We start from the raw sequence: 17,952 nt of genomic DNA, 5'->3' as shown, positions 1-17,952 counted from the left end.
GTGGATTCATTCAGGGCATAATACGATATAGGAGGTGTACGTTAATGTTCAAAACGTACATTAGCTCTGTTCGATATCTATTGTTCTCATGTATTAGCATGTTGATCCTAACCGGATCTCAGCTTGCTATCAACGTTTACTATGAGAGGGTTTTCTTAATTGTATTTTTTGGTGCTTTCTTTATTGGTTATCTGATTTACACGATCTTATTGACGGCGGATTTAGTAACAAAAAATGTAAAACTAATGATTGTTCAAATTTTGCATATAGAGAATCGCATTATATTAGTGAACAAGCCTAATGGGAAAGCACGTAGAATACGTATCACAAAATCAGAAATAGGCAAATATGAGGTAAATCAACAACTTATGCTAACTTTGACAAAACGTACAGGAATGATATTGGATGTGAAGACGAATTCTGAGCGTTCTACTCTACAATAAAAAACGATCTGCATAAATATGGTAATCTATGCTACAATGAGTAGAATTAAGCTTCAAAGCTATATCAAGATCACTGAATTAGCCGATCAATATGGAGTGATTAGGATGAAATTTATACTTATTTTTGGACCTCAAGCTGTCGGTAAGATGACAGTTGGACATGAATTAACGAAAATAACTGACTTGAAATTATTCCATAACCATATGTCGATCGAACTGTTTCAACCTTTCTTTGGATTCGGCAACGAAACATGGAGATTGGCGAATCTTGTGCGTAAGGAACTGTTTGAATCCTTTGCAAAAAGCGATCAGTATGGTCTAATTTTTACTTACGTCTGGGCATTCGACCTGCAAGAAGATTGGGATTATGTAAAGCAAACCTGTGCGATATTTGAATCGCATGGAGCTGAAATTTACTTTGTTGAGCTTGAAGCCGATCTGGATGAAAGATTAAGACGCAATAAAACGCCATATCGATTGGAGCAAAAACCATCGAAGCGCAATGTTGAACAATCGGAGCAAAATCTAATTAAAACGATGGATAATCATAGGCTCAATTCCGATCCAGGCGAGCTGGCAAGGTCGAATTACATGAGAATTAATAATTCCAAGCTAAGTGCAGAAGAAGTAGCAAGTAAAATTAAAGAAACATTTGAATTGTAGCTAACCAGCATAGACACCCACCACGGATAGATGTTATCTAAGGTGGGTGTTTGTATCCAAGCGGCGGATTCTATACACAATTATAAGGCCATTAACAAGAGAGGGATATGTATGAAAGAAAACGTTACAAACGCCTTTGATAAGCTGTCTACTTATTATGAACACGAGGATATTCGATATAGCACCTACAATATGTATTACGAAAGACCGGCTATGGTAAATCTGTTCCCAAAAAATCTGGAGGGTCTTAAGGTTTTGGATGCTGGTTGTGCGGCAGGCTGGTATACGGACTACTTATTATCCAAAGGCGCAGCTCCGACAGCGCTAGATATTAGCCCTGAGATGGTTGAAGCCACAAAACGAAGAACGAAGGGAAATGCGGAGGTTTTGTGCGTCGATTTATCTAAGGAATTGCCTTTTGAATCAGATACATTTGATCTTATCGTTAGCTCTTTAACGCTTCATTACCTAGAGGACTGGCATAAAACATTTGAGGAGTTTTCCAGAGTGTTGACGCGTGATGGCGTGTTCATTTTTTCAGTCCATCATCCTATAATGGATATTTCAATACAAGGTGCGAATTGCTATAACGACACCGAACTGCTAGTTGATCACTGGAAACGTAACGATGAGTTGATTGAAGTTCAATTTTACAGAAGACCATTGCAAGATATTATCAATACGACAAATCAGTATTTTAGCCTTGTCCAGCTAGTGGAGCCCATTCCTACAGAACAATTTAGAGAGCTTAACCCCACTTCCTATCAAACCTTAATGAAAAGACCGAACTTTCTAATGATTAAAGCGATAAACTCGAAAACGTGACCTGTTGCTAGTTAATTTTGATTTGTTTAATTTTTGACACGATGTAGTTTGAGCCATGCTGCTCATTATCCATATAGAGTTGAATGAGCTGCTGATGATGAACGGCTCTTGCTTGAACGACAATATGAAATACCTTTGCCCCGCCGCTTGCAGATGCTTCGCGATTGCTATTAGTCTCAGTTGTATTTCCCGTTACATAAGAATCAATTTGAATAATCCGAACCTCTTCAAACTGCGGATATGCTTCGTTATATAGCGATTGAAGCGTCTTATAAATGATCGGGTGTAATTGCTGCAGCAACGCCTGCTCCAGCAGCTCACATTTTAGCTCAGTCTTAGCAGAAGAGCTGGGTACAAGACAAGATAGCAATGCGAAACAGAGGAATAGAAGCATGAACAGTTTCTTTTTCAATAGAAATCACCCCCTAACATTGTTGCCATGCGTTTATCAATCATACCTGTCATGCTCTAAACTAATGCTGGATAGCCTGTTCCTGATCAATCAGGCTGAATGCTTGAATAAAGCTGTCACACACTATAAAACTTGGGAGGTTCGTTAAGATGAAACTACAAGGAATTACGCCTATCCTCCGGATATTCGATGAAGAAAAGGCAAAGTCGTTTTATGTGGGTTATTTGGGGTTTAAGATCGATTGGGAGCATCGTTTTGAGGAGCAGCTGCCCTTGTATATGCAGCTTTCAAAGGATGATATCAAGCTGCATGTAAGTGAGCATTATGGAGACTGTAGTCCGGGAGCTGCAATACGAATTGAAATGGCAGGCTTAGAAGCGTATCACCGTAGCCTTATTGAAAAGCAAAATAAGTATTCAAGACCGGGCCTGGAGCGTATGCCTTGGGGAAGCGATGAATGCACTGTAACAGATCCATTTGGAAACAGAATTATATTTTACGAGAATCATTCTGAAGCTGAGCGATAGTCCGCTAAGTTGTACAAAAGACTTATTTAACAAGGTAGTATGTAGGGGGCATTTTTATCATGCAACTGGATTATATTCAAAAGCAAGAGAATAAAGGAAGGATCATTCTACAGGCTATCGTAGTTGCAAATCTACTCCTATATGCATCGGTTCTTGTACTGAGCATAATCAATGGCATTTTTAACAATTTGCTTGGCCTAGTCATTCAGATGATTCTTTGTGTGTTTATTTATTTTGGAGGCAATATTGCTAAGTGGATATATATAGTCATTAATTCATTGAATGTGCTGCAAATTATTGTTGCGTTAATGTTCGGGCAAATCGTGTCCAAAGTTCCAACCTACCTAACGATCATTACAATCGTCATGCTAATGGTTTCTATAGCAAGTATTCTCCTATTAATTCTATCATCAAGCGTAAAGGACTATATGTATAAGCAGCGCAATGACTAGGGCATATCTGATTGCGCCCTAGATGCAGATGCTAATAAATGATAGGGAGGGTTAAAGATGAAAGAGCAAAGTCGTATTAACAAAAAGGCTTGGGAATATCGTGCTTATGAATTTTGGAATAAACGAGATGGCAGGCCAGAGGAGAAGGCTAAGAAGCTTATGGAGGACCCGCTCGGGAATCTGAAAAAGCATCAGCAATACTTTGAGCATGTCCAAGGAATGAAGATTGCAAATTTATGTGGTTCCAATGGTCGAAAGGCCGTTCCTCTTGCTCTCTTAGGAGCAGAGGTTACAGTTTTCGATATCTCTGAGGAAAATAAGGCCTATGCATTGGAATTAGCAGCAGAAGCACAGACAAGCATCCAATATATCGTGACAGATATTTATGATATTGATATGCAGCAGCATGGAGAAGCATTCGATATCCTGTACTTGGAAGGTGGTATTCTCCATTATTTCCATGATATCGAGCAGTTCATGACGATCCTCTATCAATTGCTAAAGGATGGGGGACAGCTTATTCTAAGTGACTTTCATCCATTGCGAAAATGCTTGATTGGAGATGGGGAAGTTAATTACTTTGACACTTCGATTAGAAGCGGAGATGTGGCATATAAGGGATACTTTGACGAACAGGAACAGCTCGACTTTCCCGATACCTCACTGCGACTCTATACGTTAAGTGAGATTATCAATGCTCTTTTAGGTGCGGGATTTATAATGAAGAGATTTGATGAGCATCGCGGGTGGAAAAAGGAACCGATTCCTTGGGAGTTTACGATATTAGCCGAAAAGTAGTGCAGAAGTCTGTTCAATTAAATGGGTATTAAACAAGGGAGCGGTAAAGATGATACTGGAAGTAGCGATTTTGAACATTAAGCCAGGAATGAGCAGACAGTTTGAGCGATCTTTTCATGAAGCATCCGCTATTATATCGAGTATGAAGGGTTACATTGATCATCAGCTTCAGAAGTGTATAGAGGAAGAGGATAAATATGTGCTGCTCGTAAAATGGGAAACGATTGAAGATCACGAGATTGGCTTCAGACAATCGGATGAGTACCAGGTCTGGAAGCAGCTCCTGCATCATTACTATGATCCGTTTCCGGTAGTACAGCATTATCGTGAGGTGAGCAGAGTTGTATAAGGCTGTTTTTCTTGATTTCTATGGAACCTTGGTACATGAAGATGATGCGATCGTACCGCTAATTTGTGAAGCCATTCAACAAAGCACGGAGCTGCCATGCACCGCTGAACAAATTGGGCGGTATTGGTGGGAAAAATTTTCGAGCACATGCCGAATTAGCTTTGGTGCGGACTTTCAAACTCAGCGAACAATCGGGATAAGCTCCTTACAGCAAACCATTGATCAATTCCAAGCGGAATGCAATGCGGAAATGCTTATTCGCAGCCAGTTTGAACATTGGAGCAGGCCAAAAGGATATGATGATACGATGCCATTTCTGCAAGCATTAAAGGGAGTGTCTGTATTTATTTTGTCCAATATTGACACCTCCGATCTTATTCAAGCAATGGATTATCATGATATAACAGCAGACGGAATTATTACAAGCGAAGATGTGAGGTCCTATAAGCCGCGTCCAGAGATGTTTCATGAAGCATTGAAAAGAAGCGGCTTTCATCCTCATGAGGTCATACACATTGGAGACTCGATTACGAATGATGTATACGGCGCACATCAGGTTGGCATCCAAACGATCTGGCTGAATAGGTTGAACAGGCAACTGCCAGAGACGATGCAGGCTGATATAATATGCACCAATCTGTATGAAGCTGCAGACATTCTAATAAACGGCAATAGACGATTGACTTAAGCCTGCTGGACATTAGAAACACGATAAGTAGGCGAACAACGGGATATTCACTCCTTAAGCAATGGCCAAATTCGGACTGATGCGCCCTGGGAATAGTGCAGCACAGGATCGACCTGTTCCACGTCTATCCCTTGCTCGGACAAAAGCGTATTTGCATGAATCTCAGCTTTTACTCGCTGCAGCTGCCAGGGCTGATGAAGAAGATCGCAGCGAAGAATCGTACCTTTCGAAGTTGTAGTAAAGAAGCCGTATCGCTCCGTTAGCCATTCATCGAATGACCCTTTTTCAGCACGGGATGGCTTGGCTTTTGGAATAGGAGAGTAGCTGCAATCCAGTTGAATCACAGATTCATGGATTCGACGCTTGGATATAAAGCGGCATGAATGCTGCTCCTTATTCTGAAATTCAATCTTCGCATGATAATAAGGGACGAAACAAAAGGTGCTTGCAAACAGAACAGTAGGCAAATGCGTGGCATCCAGACTGAAAAAGTATACGCCAGGCTTTCCATTTATCGTAATGTAGGTTCTTACATTAACTTCTGGAAATGCTGTTGCCCATGGAATGCCGCGCAATCGAACCTCCGCCGTATAAAAAGGAACAATGCCGATCCATCCCCAACCTTCATAGATATCAAGCTGTAAATTCGCTGGCACGAGCTTGCGCAGCGTCTCTACTCGAATGGGATAATGAATGAACAAGACGTGATGCCAGTCCTGTCGCATCACCCATGGAAGCTTTGGTAGCGGCCAAGGACGGTGACTGGCATCCCATAGCGTCTCGTTTGAATTTGATGACATAATCAGCTCTCCCTATTGTAAGATTGAAACTTTTAATGTAAGGCGTTACCATTGATCTTATCTATCATGTTTGGCAGAAAAAAGAGAGTTTATACGGAATAGAATGATGTTCAAGTAACAATGGAGAGGGATGAGAGGAACCGATGATCATATGGATTAATGGAGCGTTCGGTGCTGGCAAAACAACGACGGCTTACGAGCTGCATAGAAGGATACCAGGTTCTTATGTTTATGATCCTGAAAATATTGGATATTTTCTGCGCAAAAACATGCCAAAGCGCTTATGGAAGAATGATTTTCAAGATCATGAAGCGTGGAGAGCGATGAATGTATCCATGCTTCAAACGTTAAGCCGCGAATTTCAAGGTGTAATTATTGTGCCAATGACCATTGTAAATCCTCAATATTTTGATGAGATCATTCAGAGGCTAAGGGACGAACATGTTGATATCCGACATTTCGCTCTACTGGCAAGCAAGGAGACGCTGTTAAAGCGATTAAGAAGCAGAGGGGATGGCCAGCAATCGTGGCCTGCACAGCAGATCGAACGATGTATATCAAGCTTGTCTCTCGAGATGTTTCAAACGCATCTCTACACGGATCAACTTACGACAGAGGAAATCATTAATCAAATTGCTCAAGCATGCGGCATCGAGCTTCAGCCAGACAATCGAGGCAAGCTAAGAAAGAAGATGGATCGGTTGATTACACAAATTAAGCATATACGAATATGAAAAATAGGATTAGTAGAGGACATTAATTGCATAGGTTGCTGGAATTAGTTGATGATCAAACGGAAGAAATGATAGAAAGACGGTGATAGCTTGCTAGGAAGGATCATCAATTTACTGCCTCGTGATTGGCTGGTTTATTTATATAAGCATTTTCCTTTTAAGAGACTTAAAAACTGGATCGTATATCGAGCACAGCATAAATTTCTTGTTTCTGTTCTAGGTATTATTACAAATGAATCAGGTCAAATTATGCTCTTGAAGCACGTGTATCGTGAAGAACCTTGGGGAATACCTGGAGGCTGGATGGAGCTGGAGAAACCTGAAGAAGGGTTAAAGCGTGAAATATATGAGGAAACCAAATTAAACGTAACCATTACAGGTATCGCTCAAGCGAAATATGGCTCGAACCCAGTACGTATTGATCTCATTTATACAGGGAAGATCGTAGAAGGGACATTTGTACCAAGCTCTGAAATATCAGACATTATGTTTTGCGACCTTGATGATTGGCCTGAAGGAATGCCAGAGGTACAGAAGCGGCTTATTAAGGAAATACTATCTCGGTCGTAAAGCGTTCAGCTAGCATTCAAGCGTTAAAATAATTTCACAAGGGAGACGGGGAGGTGTTCATCGTTGAGCAATGATATACGCTATGAGGAAACGCATACGTTGCCGAGATGGACATGGATCATATGTGTAGTGTTCGTCATGTTCTTTTGGGGGATGGTATACGTTCAACTGGGATTAGGCAAGCCAGTTGGAAGCAAACCGATGTCGAACGCGGGAGTAGTAGTTTTTGCCTGTATATTTGGCTTGCTTCTACCACTGCTGCTTGCTCTGATCCGTATTCGTATCCAAGTCGGTAGTGATACGCTAACCATTCGAATCATTCCCTTCTATCGAAAGACGTTCGAGCTGAAGCGGATTCAACTCTTGACTATAGAAGAGGTGAATCCACTTCAGCAATTTGGTGGCTGGGGGATTCGTTTGAACGGAGAAGCTGTAGGATATATATTTAATGGTACAGGTGCCATTAAGCTGAAGCTGATCGATGGTTCGACGTATGTGATTAGTAGCAACAATCCTGTTGACTTTCATCGTGTATTGAAAGATACTATAGAAATAACAAAAAGTTAATATTTAGTAGTTTCTACAAAATGCTTGTAGCTGACATCCATTCATATGTGCCTACCTTAGATAAGAACGATTAAGGTGGGCATTGGCTTTATAGAAATAAATAGTAACAATAGCTCAGCCTGCTTGTTAGGCGAGCTTTTTTGTCTCCTTGTTAAAACAGCAAAATTCAGCTAATAGAGGTGAGCAGGATGTCTTATCATATTAGAGTTAGGCCTACCGCATTAATTATCGAAAACGAGCAGCTTTTATTAATCGAATACACCGATCATAACGGCGTACATTACAACCTTCCAGGAGGGGGAGCGGAACAAGGAGAAACACTAATTGAAGGTGTAATAAGGGAAGTATATGAGGAAGCTATGGTAGAAGTAGATGTAGGCCCAATCGCATTCGTATATGAGATGGCCCCTCATCATCAATCGGGTGACTATTCACTGGATTTTCATACGATACATGTTGTGTTTGAATGCAGACTTAAAGATGGCGCTGTCCCTAGACTGCCTGACCAAGTAGATTTTCAACAGACTGAAGTGAAGTGGATAGCCCTTGAGAATTTGGATAACATTGTTTTATATCCGAATATGGTGAAGCAGATACAAGCGTATCGTCTTCGGCCACGTACAATTGAATTAATTGAAGACCATATGCTGCCCAGTCATACGCAATAAGACAACAAGAGGTGCTTTCATGAAATCCATTATTACTAGAAAACTTATCAGTTCATTAGGCTCCGCCTCAATATCTACATTAATTTTTCCGCTTCTATTTCTCGGCAATGAATGGGGCGATTATTTGAGCTCCGTATTTTACGCTGCATTTTTTGTCTTCCCCATCGTATTCTTTTATGGGAATGCTGTATCTTTTTTATTGGAGTTTTTGTTAAGAAAATTATCCTCCAGTTGGTCGAGAGCGTTATATATTGTCTTGCATCTGACGTTCGGATTGCTTGGAGGCAGTATTGTAAATATATGGGGTTATTATTGGAATGGAGCAATAGCGGCAGGAATATACGTGCTCATAGACCAGGTCATTAAATATGGTACTCATGCAGTTTATCGACTAATGAAATGGATAGCAATTGCTGCATATGTGCTTTTAGTTATTCTAATGCTCGTTGCGCTGTCCTAATCTGATTATAGCGAGGGTGAGATATGAACATTCAACAGCATGAGATTGCATTTTTAAGGAACAAAGAGCTTGTCATAAAGCCAATTTACAAAGGATATTCAGAAGATCGCAAATTTGTGGTCGAAGATGGACAGAACAAATACCTGCTTAGGACGTTTGATTCTATTCATATTGAGCAAAAACAACTCGAGTATGCTGCACTTAGCGAGATGAAGCGCTTGTCTGTAAAATGTTCCAGGCCTCTTGAGTTTGGAACAATACCATCTAAGGGAATCGGTTATATGCTGCTCACGTACATAGAGGGCCGTGATGCATTAGAGGAGCTTCCAAGCTGCAGCAGCAGCGAGCAATATCAAGTCGGATTTGAAGCGGGAGAGGAGTTGCGCAAAATACACCTCTATACGAAACCAGCTGCTGCTTCTACTTGGTATGAGGACAAGCTGAAAAAGCATCAACGATATATGGAGAAGTATCGCTTTTCCAGTGTGCGGATTCCATATGATACTGCAATCGCGTCTTTTATAGAGGATCATCTTGCTCTTATGAAGCATCGGCCAAATGTGTTTCAGCATGACGACTTTCACGCAGGCAATTTAATTATGCAGGAGAAGAGACTTGCCGGGGTCATTGATTTTAATCGATTCGATTGGGGGGACCCTGATCATGAGTTTTTGAAGCTGGGAATGTTTAGTGTAGAAACCAGCGTACCATTTTCGATTGGACTAATCAGAGGCTACTTTAAGCAAGAGCCTGACGAGCTGTTTTGGAAAAGGTATGCGCTCTATCAAGCCATGTGCATGTTTTCTTCTATCGTTTGGATTCAGCAGGTAAAGCCGGAGGAAACAGAGCAAATGCTAGAACGGCTTAATCGGGTAATTGAGGATCATCATGGATTTGAGTACATGAGACCTAACTGGTATAGCGAATACTCAGAATAGTTATTCAAGAGGCTGAGAAGTCAATGCATGGAAGGTGTAATCTAATGGACATTTTTAATGAGTTGGTCTCACATTATTTCGAGCTTCAACCAGAAGCTTTTCGCCCTGTACCTTTTGGACTGACGAATCATTCTCGGATAGTCGATATAAATAACCGATCCTACATTGCTAGAATCTATGATAAAAGCACTAAAACGATTGATAGATTACGTTATGAGATTGAGCTGACAGCCTTCTTAACCCAGCAGCAATTATCATTTGACGTACCTTTCTTTTTACGGACGATCAACGATTCAACTTACGTGGAATTATCTAATGGACAGCTTGGAGTAATGATGCTTTTTATTGAAGGGGCAGCTCCTGATTTAGAACGTTTATTGGATGTTGAAGAATACGGACGAGTTGTAGGTGAAGTTTCTGTAGCTCTTCAAGCGTATCTACCATCAGCACAATCATCATCTCATATTAGCTTTAATAGGGTGGAGAGCTTGCACCCGTTGGCTAATAATAACCATGTTCTACAGTTCCTATCAAAACCACCATTCTTCATTGCACAACAGAAGCTGGACAAAATCATCGAAATTATGAACGAGCTTAAGCACATTCAACCCAAACTTGACCAGCTGCCCAAACAGGTTGTTCATCATGATCTCTTGCTGTTCAATTTGTTGATTGACCCCGAGACTAGAAAGATGAATGGAGTGCTTGATTTTGATTTCGCCTCCTATGACGTAAGAGCGCTAGAGCCTGCTATATGCATCACCCATCTCGTGCAGGTTAATAGCCAGCCTCTAGAAGCGATCGCTGTTTTTTGGAGCGAGTATAAGCGTTTTATGGAGCTTACACCTGTGGAAATAGTATATGTGCCAGCTTTGATACGTTTATATTATATTGCACTAATTTACATTTATATTGGTCAGGCTTATTCCGGACGAGAGATAGAGCAATATTTTCTATTTATCGTTGATCAATTGGAGCACATGGAACAGTGGCTAGGGCAGCATGCTCATGAGCTCGAATCAATTTTGAAAGGAGAAGTGTAATGAAGCTCAATGTAAGATTATTGGTGGAATCTCTTATCGTAGCATTTGTTTTAATGGCAATCTTCTTCATATGGCAAATCGTACAGGGCTATTTTCTAACAAAGAAGATCGTTCATAGCTTTGACAGTACGATGGCTGTAGATCATGCATTTCCATCCAATGTTGTTATAACTTCCTCTAACAGTGGACTTAATTGGTCGGTATCCGTTGCCGTATTTCTATTAATGGCAGTTGTGTATTACGGAATCCGCTATCTGTTTATCCATTATAAAAGAAGTAAATAAAGTGTTGAAATATGTGACGGGAGATGTATAATTATGGGATCAGCTCCTGACAGCCATTGAACAACCTAAGATATGAGCAAAATCTTAGGTTGTTTTTTTTATATATTTCAATACTCATAAATGGGAGAGGAGGATCAGGCATGAAACCTAGAGTAACCGTTATTACGATAGGTGTTGATGATTTGGAACGCGCGCTCGATTTTTATCGCGATGGTCTTGGATTTCCTACAGAAGGTATTATAGGACGTGAATTTGAACATGGTGCGGTAGCATTTTTTGATTTGCAACCAGGACTTAGGCTGGCGATATGGGCTCGAAAAGATATCGCTCATGATACCCATTTAGAGGTTATGCCACGAAGCGCAACAGAGTTCACTTTAGGTCATAATGTTGCAAGCAAGGAAGAGGTTGATCTGATTATGGATCAAGCCAGTGAAGCTGGAGCAACAATAACTGTGCCAGCGCATGATACCTTTTGGGGAGGATACTCTGGCTACTTTCAAGACCCCGATGGTCATTTGTGGGAAGTGGTTTGGAACCCGCAATGGACATTAGGCGAGTAACAAAAGGAAATGAATGGGGATGAGCTGATGTCGAATTTAAGCTATACGTTTGATTCCTTTGATGATCAGTTGAAAAGCAGGGAGATCGAGCGGCTTACGAGCAATGTGGATAGTCATTCCAAGGTGATGACGGAGATTTTTCTGAATAATGGGTTGCACGAAGCGAAAAAAGTGCTTGATGTGGGCTGTGGGACAGGCGCAATGATTGATATGTTTGCTAAGCTTATGCCCAATACAACCTTTGTTGGGCTTGATAACAGTCATCATATATTGGCTAAAGCGGAAGAAAACGTGCTACCCAATACAAGCTTTACTCGTGGAGAGGCTGCTTTGCTTCCATTCGAGGACAATAGCTTTGATTTCGTTTATACGAGGCTTGTACTGATGCATAATCACATTCCTGAACGTATTATTCGTGAGATGAAGCGAGTGTGCAAGCCGGGAGGCATGATTATTTGCGTAGAAGTCGATGATGAAACGATGATTTTTCATCCTTATAGCAGCGAGTTTTCTGATCTCATGCGAGCCAATGTTGCCTATGCAGCTCAAAATGGCTGCGATCGAATTATCGGAAGAAAGCTATTTTCTCTTTATAAAGCGGCAAATATTCAGCAAGTGAAAGTCATTACACAAACAAGTGACTATGAAGGTCCATATAACGACATTCCATTTCCTTTACAGCTTGCAATCGGTTCTGATCAAGCGATGCATTTAGTGGAAGCAGGCTTGATTACCGAGGCTCAACGGATAGATATTCTTCAAAAAATCAAATTATTTTGCAGTGATCCGAATCGATTTTATTCGGGCTCCTTTATGTACAGTATTGGCAAGAAGGAATAATACAGAACGCTCACCTAAGACAACTCAACAGGGTGGGCGTTTGCTGTAATGAACAGTATTGGGGCAGCGTAAGGAATCCGAGTATGAGGGAGGTAGAAGCATGATTGCAATCAAGATACTACAGGCTGATGATGTTGAGCAATATCGCGAGGTGCGACTCGACGCATTAAGTCGATCGTCAGAGGCATTCGGTGCAACATACGAGGAAGAAGCTGAACGAGATATTGAAGCTACAAGGTCGAGGCTGCAGTCGTTGCCTCATCAGTTTGTACTAGGTGCGTATGATCAAGAGCAGCTTATTGGAGTGGTTGGCTTCAAGCAAGAGCAGGGCGTCAAATTCAGGCACAAAGGATTCATTTGGGGTATGTATGTAAAGCCAGAACATCGCTCCCAAGGTGTTGGCAGGCAGCTTCTTCATGAAGCAATCCGCTTAGCAGGGCTTATTGAAGGGCTGGAACAAATTAATTTAAGTGTCGTTACTAGCAACAATGCAAAGGCGTTATATGAATCGTTCGGATTTACTAGCTACGGCTTAGAACGAAAAGCGATGAAGCAGAATGGCACGTATTACGATGAAGAACTGATGAAGCTAACTCTTCCAATTAGAAGGATGTAACGATAGGAAGGAGGAGTAGATATGTTTAGCTACCGTGTTGATGACAAGCTGTGCATGACGTTGTTAGAGCTTCATCATGCCGAGGAGCTGTTCAGGCTTTTAAATCGCCATCGCAATGATTTGCGTAAGTGGCTGCCATGGGTGGATGGAACGAATACGGTTGAAGATACAAAAGCCTTCATTCATTCATCGCTGCAGCAGTTTGCTGCTCATAATGGCTTCCAGGCAGCTATTTGCTATGAAGGTACTATCGCAGGCTGCATCGGACTTCACAATATCGATTGGCATAACAAAAAAACGTCTATTGGCTATTGGCTGGCCTCGGATCAACAAGGCAAAGGAATGATGACGCGAGCATGCAGAGCCTTAATAGATTATTCGTTTAAGGAGTTAAACCTTAACCGAGTTGAAATTAGAGCAGGGGAATACAATCAGAAAAGTCGGGCAATTCCTGAAAGGCTTGGCTTTGTTCAAGAGGGAATCGTAAGACAGGCAGAATGGCTGTACGATCATTATATCAATCATGTCATCTACGGCATGTTAGCTGAACATTGGGAGTGAGTGTAATGAAGGAAAAATTATTAGCATGGTATGACTACAATTGCTGGGCAAATGAGCGAGTACTGGACCATCTGCAAACTGTGCCAGCCGATATTTTTGTGAAAGATGTTAATCTTGGGTTTCAATCAATTTCTCATGTGCTTGGTCATATCGCAACCGCTGATCGTATATGGTATTCACGTATCAGTAAAGGAATTAGCCCATCCTCGTTGGAATTCACGCCATATAGAAACGTGGAAGAAGCACGCATAGATTTTCTAAACAATAAACAAAGCATGCGGGCTTTTATCGAGTCGGCTTCGATTGAACAGACGGTTTCCTATAAGAACACATCCGGGCAACCATTCGAGCATACGATTGAGCAAATTGTTCAGCATGTGGTCAACCATGGTACTTATCATCGTGGAAATATTACGACTATGCTTAGGTTTCTGGGTTATGCAGGAGTGAAGACAGATTATATCGCTTTTCTTAGATGATAATCAAGCTTAGCAGTTCAAAGCAATGAATGGAGTTGATGAGATGTGCAGCAAGTTGAGCTTGTAGAGGTATCACTGGATCAAAAGTTCATTTTAAGACAGCTGATTGAGCTCTATGAATATGATTTTAGTGAGTACAATGATCGAGATGTGAACGAATACGGTCAATACGGCTATAAGTACTTGGATCATTACTGGACTGAAAATGATCGCCATCCCTTTTTTATAAAGGTCGACCAACAGTATGCAGGATTTGTATTAATTAATAGTCACTCTTATCTGGTGAAGGGTAGTCAAGTGAGTTCGGTAGCAGAATTTTTTATTATGCGCAAATACCGTGGAAAAGGTATAGGGAGAACGGCGGCAACTTCTGTATTTGACCGTTATAGAGGAAATTGGGAAGTGCTTCAGCATGGTAATAATCAACCTTCTAAACGATTTTGGCACAGTGTGATCGATCAGTATACGGACGGTCACTATGAGCTGTTGGAGGTAGAGACTGAATCATGGAGGGGGCAAGGCTTCGTATTTAATAACGAAGGCAAATTATGAAAAGACTTGTGATGATAAGTGATATACATGGTTGTGTCGATGCTTTCATAGCGTTGCTAGAGAAGCTCGATTTTAACAACGACCATGATCAGCTAATATTGCTCGGTGACTATGTTGACCGGGGACCAAACAGCAAGGAAACGGTAGAGCTGGTTATGAAGCTAGTGTCACAATCAGGTGCTGTTGCTTTGCGTGGTAATCATGATCAACGATTGGTGGATCTCGTTTTTCAGGATGATGATTTAATAAGAAAGAAGTTTATAGAGCATGGTGGGCTTCCTACCCTTCACAGTTATTGTGGCTATAAGGTTGAAGCGGATAAGCTAGACACAGCCATTGCGTTTATACGTACACAATATAGCAAGCATTTGGAATTTTTGCGTACATGCCCGCTTTATCATGAAGATGAGCACCATATTTATGTTCATGCAGGGTTGAATCCAGCTTTTTATAATTGGAAAGAGCAGCCTTCTATTGACTTTATGTATATAAAGGAAGACTTCCATCAGCATTCCTTCAGCCTAAGTAAACGCATTGTGTTCGGTCATACACGAACGATCGAGCTGCACGAAAAGCCGGACATATGGTTTCAACCAGATAAGATTGGTATCGATGGAGGATGTGCGTATGGGTTGCAGCTGAATGCGCTCACCTTGTGGAATGGTATCTATACATCCTATCATATTCAGGCTTCGCAACGGTCTGGTCTATGACAGTAGAAAAGGAGAGGATTGCATGCGCGACGTATTTGTAACTGATCTGGACGGCACATTGCTGCGGTCAGATCAAACGTTATCGACGTTTACAATTAATGTGCTTAATGATGCGATTCGAAAAGGATTCGTAATTAGCTATGCCACTGCTAGAGGTCTATTAAGCTCAAGAGCAGTTACCGCTCATATAGAGTGGAGACATCCCGTTATTTTATACAACGGAGCTCTTCTCTACGATATGCAGCATGAAGCGGTAATCGATGGCTACTGGCTAAATCATATTGCTGCGGACACGATCATACAGCTAGGGAAAGAATACGGTGTTGTACCCTTTTATTTCGCGTTAAATGCAGAGAATCAAGAACGTGTATACCATGAGCCGCTTACGACGTATGGCATGGTTGAATTTAAGAAGAGTCGACCTCAAGACCCAAGATTTCGCGAAGTGACAGCGTTGGAAGCATCTACTGATTGTCGCTCCCTTGTGTTAACGTATATTGCGGAACAGGAGCAATTGCTTCCCTTTCAGCGTGCGGTAACAGCCGAATTAGGAGAACAGGTTCATTCACATATGATGCAAGATTACTATATTCCGAATCAATATTTTTTGGAGTTTAGCAACCCTCTAGCAACGAAGAAGGAAGGCTTGCGAATGTGGGCAAGACATATGGATGTAGATCCTCAGCACATTACGATTTTTGGGGATCATCTAAATGATAGAGGATTGTTCGAAGCGGCGGGGAAGAGGCTCGCCGTATCCAATTCCCATATGGAAATAGTAAAGCTTGCCGACGAGATTATTGCAAGCAATAACGAGGATGGAGTAGCTAGGCATATACAGGCAACAGTCCTGGCGCATCGTTGAATGGTGGTGAAAGGTTGATCAAGGTAAAAGGCATCATATTTGACATGGATAATACGTTACTGCGCTCCTCTATCGATTTTGCTGCTATGAAACAGGATGTAGCTGCTTTTATATCCACGTATGGCATTAGGCTAAGCGAGTCGGAACTGCTTAGGCATACAACCTCTACCATTATTGAGGAGGCTGTGCAAGCTAAGCTGCTGTCAGATGAGGCCATTGCTCAATTGTGGGATGTGGTGCAAGGCCATGAAGTGCAAGGGATGCATCATGCAGATCTTGAGCCAGGCGCGAAGCAATTGCTGGAGCAGTTAAAGCCGAATTACAAGCTCATTGTAATTACGAATAACGCCTATGCTGCGGCTGCGAAGGCACTTCAAGCTAATCAGATTATGCATTATTTTGATAATGTGCTTGGCAGAGAGTCAGCGAATGCACTTAAGCCATCACCTGTTGCTTTTTATAACGTACTGGAGCTGTACGCAGATACTACTCCCGAGGATTGGCTTTCAATTGGCGACTCATGGATCGATGGGAAAGCCTCCTTGGCTGCGGGTATTCCTTTTATCGCCTATCAGAGCGATAAGGCGAAGATGATGGAGATGGGAGTAGAGCCGTTAGCGTTCATTTCAGCACTTGAGGAGCTTCATGATTATTTAATATGATAAAAAGTCAACGTTATTAGTTTCTGAAGTGTGCACAGGAAGGAGACATAAGATGAACGAATTTTTGTTTTCAGACGCTAAAACCTCGGTTGTGGGAGTAATCATGCCTTTTATTTTAATACTGCTCGTTATTTTATTTGTTGTCAGCTTTTATTTATTCATTAAGCGCATAGTTATAGCAAGACGCAATACTGAGAAGGCGTTAATAAGAATTGAAGCACAGCTGGAGCGAATATTGGCGAGACTCGAGGTGCTGGACAAAGGACAACGCCAAGTTAATAGTAAGGAGGAGGCGATCAACAAGGATGGTTAGACCGCCCTTGCAAGGAATTTCTTATTTATGTATTAGAGTAGTGGCACTTATCGTATTTCTGCTAGGCTTGCATAATCTTATGAGTTTCTTTCAAATCTCATTGCCTACTTATTTGCAAGTGATTAATGTGAATTGGTCAAGCTTTGAAATTTTTCTAATGGCGGGATTGCCGGCATGTATGCTCATTATTATCAGTATCGTGCTGTGGTTGGCTGCGGGCAAATTGTCAATAGTTCTGCTTCCGAAAGATGCTGCTAGGCAAGATTCGACCATTGAATCAATAGCTCATTTAAGAGGCATTGAAGCATTTGTGCTTGGCATAATCGGTCTCCTGCTTGTCATCTTCTCGTTTACGACACTGGTGCGAATCATTAGCAATCATATCGTCATGGTCTCGCACTCTGATTTTGGTCTGATTAATTATCAAGCTCATTTCTCTTCATATATGGAGCAAGGACTTCGCCTTGTTATAGGGATTGCTTTATTGGTGAAAGCAGACAGTGCAACCTATCTGCTGCATAAGATTAGAAGAATAGGTTTAAAGAAACGAGCAATTAAGTAATGGGA

At 41.4% G+C, this 17,952-nt stretch carries 28 protein-coding genes; 26 read left to right on the top strand and 2 right to left on the bottom strand.

What is annotated here, in order from left to right; translation table 11 throughout:
- Window positions 1–548 precede the first annotated feature (548 nt).
- Together ACFP56_RS10375 and ACFP56_RS10370 are read left to right on the top strand one after the other, a co-directional pair.
- On the top strand, window positions 549–1,106 hold the full coding sequence (locus ACFP56_RS10375) for an AAA family ATPase (protein WP_379234062.1): 558 nt from the start codon (window positions 549–551) through the stop codon (window positions 1,104–1,106).
- Window positions 1,107–1,217: 111 nt separating this feature from the next.
- Window positions 1,218–1,931, top strand: a complete 714-nt coding sequence (locus tag ACFP56_RS10370; RefSeq protein WP_379234060.1) for a class I SAM-dependent methyltransferase — start codon at window positions 1,218–1,220, stop codon at window positions 1,929–1,931.
- A gap of 7 nt (window positions 1,932–1,938) precedes the next feature.
- Here the strand turns inward: ACFP56_RS10370 and ACFP56_RS10365 are convergent, their stop codons facing one another.
- Window positions 1,939–2,343, bottom strand: coding sequence for a hypothetical protein (locus tag ACFP56_RS10365; RefSeq protein ID WP_379234058.1), 405 nt, complete (start codon window positions 2,341–2,343; stop codon window positions 1,939–1,941).
- 149 nt (window positions 2,344–2,492) lie between these two features.
- Between ACFP56_RS10365 and ACFP56_RS10360 the strand changes: the two genes are divergently transcribed.
- The 5 genes from ACFP56_RS10360 to ACFP56_RS10340 are packed head-to-tail and all read left to right on the top strand — an operon-like array spanning window position 2,493 to window position 5,157.
- Window positions 2,493–2,870, top strand: coding sequence for a glyoxalase superfamily protein (locus ACFP56_RS10360; protein ID WP_379234056.1), 378 nt, complete (start codon window positions 2,493–2,495; stop codon window positions 2,868–2,870).
- Between the two features lie 59 nt (window positions 2,871–2,929).
- Window positions 2,930–3,322, top strand: coding sequence for a hypothetical protein (locus ACFP56_RS10355; RefSeq protein ID WP_379234054.1), 393 nt, complete (start codon window positions 2,930–2,932; stop codon window positions 3,320–3,322).
- Between the two features lie 57 nt (window positions 3,323–3,379).
- A complete protein-coding gene (locus tag ACFP56_RS10350; RefSeq protein WP_379234052.1) occupies window positions 3,380–4,120 on the top strand; it encodes a class I SAM-dependent methyltransferase in 741 nt (246 codons plus the stop codon).
- Window positions 4,121–4,169: 49 nt separating this feature from the next.
- Window positions 4,170–4,469, top strand: a complete 300-nt coding sequence (locus ACFP56_RS10345) for an antibiotic biosynthesis monooxygenase family protein (protein ID WP_379234050.1) — start codon at window positions 4,170–4,172, stop codon at window positions 4,467–4,469.
- Window positions 4,462–5,157 carry an HAD family hydrolase gene (locus tag ACFP56_RS10340; protein ID WP_379234048.1) on the top strand — a complete coding sequence of 232 codons (696 nt, stop codon included), beginning with the start codon at window positions 4,462–4,464 and terminating at the stop codon, window positions 5,155–5,157. The genes ACFP56_RS10345 and ACFP56_RS10340 overlap by 8 nt, the downstream gene beginning before the upstream one ends.
- Window positions 5,158–5,204: 47 nt before the next feature.
- Here the strand turns inward: ACFP56_RS10340 and ACFP56_RS10335 are convergent, their stop codons facing one another.
- On the bottom strand, window positions 5,205–5,957 hold the full coding sequence (locus tag ACFP56_RS10335; protein ID WP_379234046.1) for a YqjF family protein: 753 nt from the start codon (window positions 5,955–5,957) through the stop codon (window positions 5,205–5,207).
- A gap of 143 nt (window positions 5,958–6,100) precedes the next feature.
- Here ACFP56_RS10335 and ACFP56_RS10330 point away from each other — a divergent pair, with 143 nt between their 5' ends.
- The 19 genes from ACFP56_RS10330 (at window position 6,101) to ACFP56_RS10240 (ending at window position 17,947) form a co-directional block, all read left to right on the top strand.
- Window positions 6,101–6,691: an AAA family ATPase gene (locus tag ACFP56_RS10330; RefSeq protein WP_379234044.1), complete on the top strand. Its 591-nt coding sequence runs from the start codon at window positions 6,101–6,103 to the stop codon at window positions 6,689–6,691.
- Between the two features lie 90 nt (window positions 6,692–6,781).
- Entirely contained in the window at window positions 6,782–7,261 is a 480-nt protein-coding gene (locus ACFP56_RS10325) for an NUDIX hydrolase (RefSeq protein WP_379234042.1), read from the top strand.
- Window positions 7,262–7,324: 63 nt separating this feature from the next.
- A complete protein-coding gene (locus ACFP56_RS10320; protein ID WP_379234040.1) occupies window positions 7,325–7,828 on the top strand; it encodes a DUF6141 family protein in 504 nt (167 codons plus the stop codon).
- Between the two features lie 188 nt (window positions 7,829–8,016).
- A complete protein-coding gene (locus ACFP56_RS10315) occupies window positions 8,017–8,496 on the top strand; it encodes an NUDIX domain-containing protein (RefSeq protein WP_379234038.1) in 480 nt (159 codons plus the stop codon).
- Between the two features lie 19 nt (window positions 8,497–8,515).
- The gene (locus ACFP56_RS10310; RefSeq protein ID WP_379234036.1) at window positions 8,516–8,956 is read left to right on the top strand and encodes a hypothetical protein; all 441 of its coding nucleotides are present in this window, start codon (window positions 8,516–8,518) and stop codon (window positions 8,954–8,956) included.
- 23 nt (window positions 8,957–8,979) lie between these two features.
- A complete protein-coding gene (locus tag ACFP56_RS10305) occupies window positions 8,980–9,894 on the top strand; it encodes an aminoglycoside phosphotransferase family protein (RefSeq protein WP_379234034.1) in 915 nt (304 codons plus the stop codon).
- A 44-nt stretch (window positions 9,895–9,938) separates the two neighbouring features.
- Window positions 9,939–10,937 (top strand): phosphotransferase enzyme family protein, encoded by a 999-nt coding sequence (locus ACFP56_RS10300; RefSeq protein WP_379234032.1) that lies wholly within the window; start codon window positions 9,939–9,941, stop codon window positions 10,935–10,937.
- A complete protein-coding gene (locus ACFP56_RS10295; protein ID WP_379234030.1) occupies window positions 10,937–11,221 on the top strand; it encodes a hypothetical protein in 285 nt (94 codons plus the stop codon). The genes ACFP56_RS10300 and ACFP56_RS10295 overlap by 1 nt, the downstream gene beginning before the upstream one ends.
- Window positions 11,222–11,361: 140 nt before the next feature.
- A complete protein-coding gene (locus tag ACFP56_RS10290) occupies window positions 11,362–11,784 on the top strand; it encodes a VOC family protein (RefSeq protein ID WP_379234028.1) in 423 nt (140 codons plus the stop codon).
- A 27-nt stretch (window positions 11,785–11,811) separates the two neighbouring features.
- Window positions 11,812–12,624: a class I SAM-dependent methyltransferase gene (locus tag ACFP56_RS10285; protein ID WP_379234026.1), complete on the top strand. Its 813-nt coding sequence runs from the start codon at window positions 11,812–11,814 to the stop codon at window positions 12,622–12,624.
- Between the two features lie 100 nt (window positions 12,625–12,724).
- Window positions 12,725–13,240, top strand: coding sequence for a GNAT family N-acetyltransferase (locus ACFP56_RS10280; RefSeq protein WP_379234024.1), 516 nt, complete (start codon window positions 12,725–12,727; stop codon window positions 13,238–13,240).
- Window positions 13,241–13,261: 21 nt separating this feature from the next.
- Entirely contained in the window at window positions 13,262–13,801 is a 540-nt protein-coding gene (locus ACFP56_RS10275) for a GNAT family N-acetyltransferase (protein WP_379234022.1), read from the top strand.
- Between the two features lie 5 nt (window positions 13,802–13,806).
- Window positions 13,807–14,280, top strand: coding sequence for a DinB family protein (locus ACFP56_RS10270; protein WP_379234020.1), 474 nt, complete (start codon window positions 13,807–13,809; stop codon window positions 14,278–14,280).
- Between the two features lie 45 nt (window positions 14,281–14,325).
- Window positions 14,326–14,832: a GNAT family N-acetyltransferase gene (locus tag ACFP56_RS10265; protein WP_379234018.1), complete on the top strand. Its 507-nt coding sequence runs from the start codon at window positions 14,326–14,328 to the stop codon at window positions 14,830–14,832.
- A complete protein-coding gene (locus ACFP56_RS10260) occupies window positions 14,829–15,545 on the top strand; it encodes a metallophosphoesterase family protein (RefSeq protein ID WP_379234016.1) in 717 nt (238 codons plus the stop codon). The genes ACFP56_RS10265 and ACFP56_RS10260 overlap by 4 nt, the downstream gene beginning before the upstream one ends.
- 22 nt (window positions 15,546–15,567) lie before the next feature.
- Window positions 15,568–16,410, top strand: a complete 843-nt coding sequence (locus ACFP56_RS10255) for an HAD hydrolase family protein (protein WP_379234014.1) — start codon at window positions 15,568–15,570, stop codon at window positions 16,408–16,410.
- A 14-nt stretch (window positions 16,411–16,424) separates the two neighbouring features.
- A complete protein-coding gene (locus ACFP56_RS10250) occupies window positions 16,425–17,072 on the top strand; it encodes an HAD family hydrolase (protein WP_379234012.1) in 648 nt (215 codons plus the stop codon).
- Window positions 17,073–17,124: 52 nt separating this feature from the next.
- Window positions 17,125–17,385: a DUF4083 family protein gene (locus tag ACFP56_RS10245; protein WP_379234010.1), complete on the top strand. Its 261-nt coding sequence runs from the start codon at window positions 17,125–17,127 to the stop codon at window positions 17,383–17,385.
- Window positions 17,378–17,947 carry a hypothetical protein gene (locus ACFP56_RS10240; protein WP_379234008.1) on the top strand — a complete coding sequence of 190 codons (570 nt, stop codon included), beginning with the start codon at window positions 17,378–17,380 and terminating at the stop codon, window positions 17,945–17,947. Before ACFP56_RS10245 ends, ACFP56_RS10240 begins: the two co-directional genes overlap by 8 nt.
- Window positions 17,948–17,952 lie beyond the last annotated feature (5 nt).

This window comes from Paenibacillus septentrionalis, from assembly GCF_042659865.1.
Taxonomy (GTDB): Bacteria; Bacillota; Bacilli; order Paenibacillales; family Paenibacillaceae; genus Pristimantibacillus; species Pristimantibacillus septentrionalis.
The sequence above is the reverse complement of the archived record's forward strand: the minus strand, read 5'-3'. Positions and strand labels throughout refer to the sequence as shown.

Coding starts and splice junctions, on each gene's coding strand:
- ACFP56_RS10375 (WP_379234062.1), top strand. CDS start 549: ATGAAATTTATACTTATTTTTGGACCTCAAGCTGTCGGTAAGATGACA.
- ACFP56_RS10370 (WP_379234060.1), top strand. CDS start 1,218: ATGAAAGAAAACGTTACAAACGCCTTTGATAAGCTGTCTACTTATTAT.
- ACFP56_RS10360 (WP_379234056.1), top strand. CDS start 2,493: ATGAAACTACAAGGAATTACGCCTATCCTCCGGATATTCGATGAAGAA.
- ACFP56_RS10355 (WP_379234054.1), top strand. CDS start 2,930: ATGCAACTGGATTATATTCAAAAGCAAGAGAATAAAGGAAGGATCATT.
- ACFP56_RS10350 (WP_379234052.1), top strand. CDS start 3,380: ATGAAAGAGCAAAGTCGTATTAACAAAAAGGCTTGGGAATATCGTGCT.
- ACFP56_RS10345 (WP_379234050.1), top strand. CDS start 4,170: ATGATACTGGAAGTAGCGATTTTGAACATTAAGCCAGGAATGAGCAGA.
- ACFP56_RS10335 (WP_379234046.1), bottom strand. CDS start 5,957: ATGTCATCAAATTCAAACGAGACGCTATGGGATGCCAGTCACCGTCCT.
- ACFP56_RS10330 (WP_379234044.1), top strand. CDS start 6,101: ATGATCATATGGATTAATGGAGCGTTCGGTGCTGGCAAAACAACGACG.
- ACFP56_RS10315 (WP_379234038.1), top strand. CDS start 8,017: ATGTCTTATCATATTAGAGTTAGGCCTACCGCATTAATTATCGAAAAC.
- ACFP56_RS10310 (WP_379234036.1), top strand. CDS start 8,516: ATGAAATCCATTATTACTAGAAAACTTATCAGTTCATTAGGCTCCGCC.
- ACFP56_RS10305 (WP_379234034.1), top strand. CDS start 8,980: ATGAACATTCAACAGCATGAGATTGCATTTTTAAGGAACAAAGAGCTT.
- ACFP56_RS10300 (WP_379234032.1), top strand. CDS start 9,939: ATGGACATTTTTAATGAGTTGGTCTCACATTATTTCGAGCTTCAACCA.
- ACFP56_RS10295 (WP_379234030.1), top strand. CDS start 10,937: ATGAAGCTCAATGTAAGATTATTGGTGGAATCTCTTATCGTAGCATTT.
- ACFP56_RS10290 (WP_379234028.1), top strand. CDS start 11,362: ATGAAACCTAGAGTAACCGTTATTACGATAGGTGTTGATGATTTGGAA.
- ACFP56_RS10285 (WP_379234026.1), top strand. CDS start 11,812: ATGTCGAATTTAAGCTATACGTTTGATTCCTTTGATGATCAGTTGAAA.
- ACFP56_RS10280 (WP_379234024.1), top strand. CDS start 12,725: ATGATTGCAATCAAGATACTACAGGCTGATGATGTTGAGCAATATCGC.
- ACFP56_RS10275 (WP_379234022.1), top strand. CDS start 13,262: ATGTTTAGCTACCGTGTTGATGACAAGCTGTGCATGACGTTGTTAGAG.
- ACFP56_RS10270 (WP_379234020.1), top strand. CDS start 13,807: ATGAAGGAAAAATTATTAGCATGGTATGACTACAATTGCTGGGCAAAT.
- ACFP56_RS10260 (WP_379234016.1), top strand. CDS start 14,829: ATGAAAAGACTTGTGATGATAAGTGATATACATGGTTGTGTCGATGCT.
- ACFP56_RS10255 (WP_379234014.1), top strand. CDS start 15,568: ATGCGCGACGTATTTGTAACTGATCTGGACGGCACATTGCTGCGGTCA.
- ACFP56_RS10245 (WP_379234010.1), top strand. CDS start 17,125: ATGAACGAATTTTTGTTTTCAGACGCTAAAACCTCGGTTGTGGGAGTA.
- ACFP56_RS10240 (WP_379234008.1), top strand. CDS start 17,378: ATGGTTAGACCGCCCTTGCAAGGAATTTCTTATTTATGTATTAGAGTA.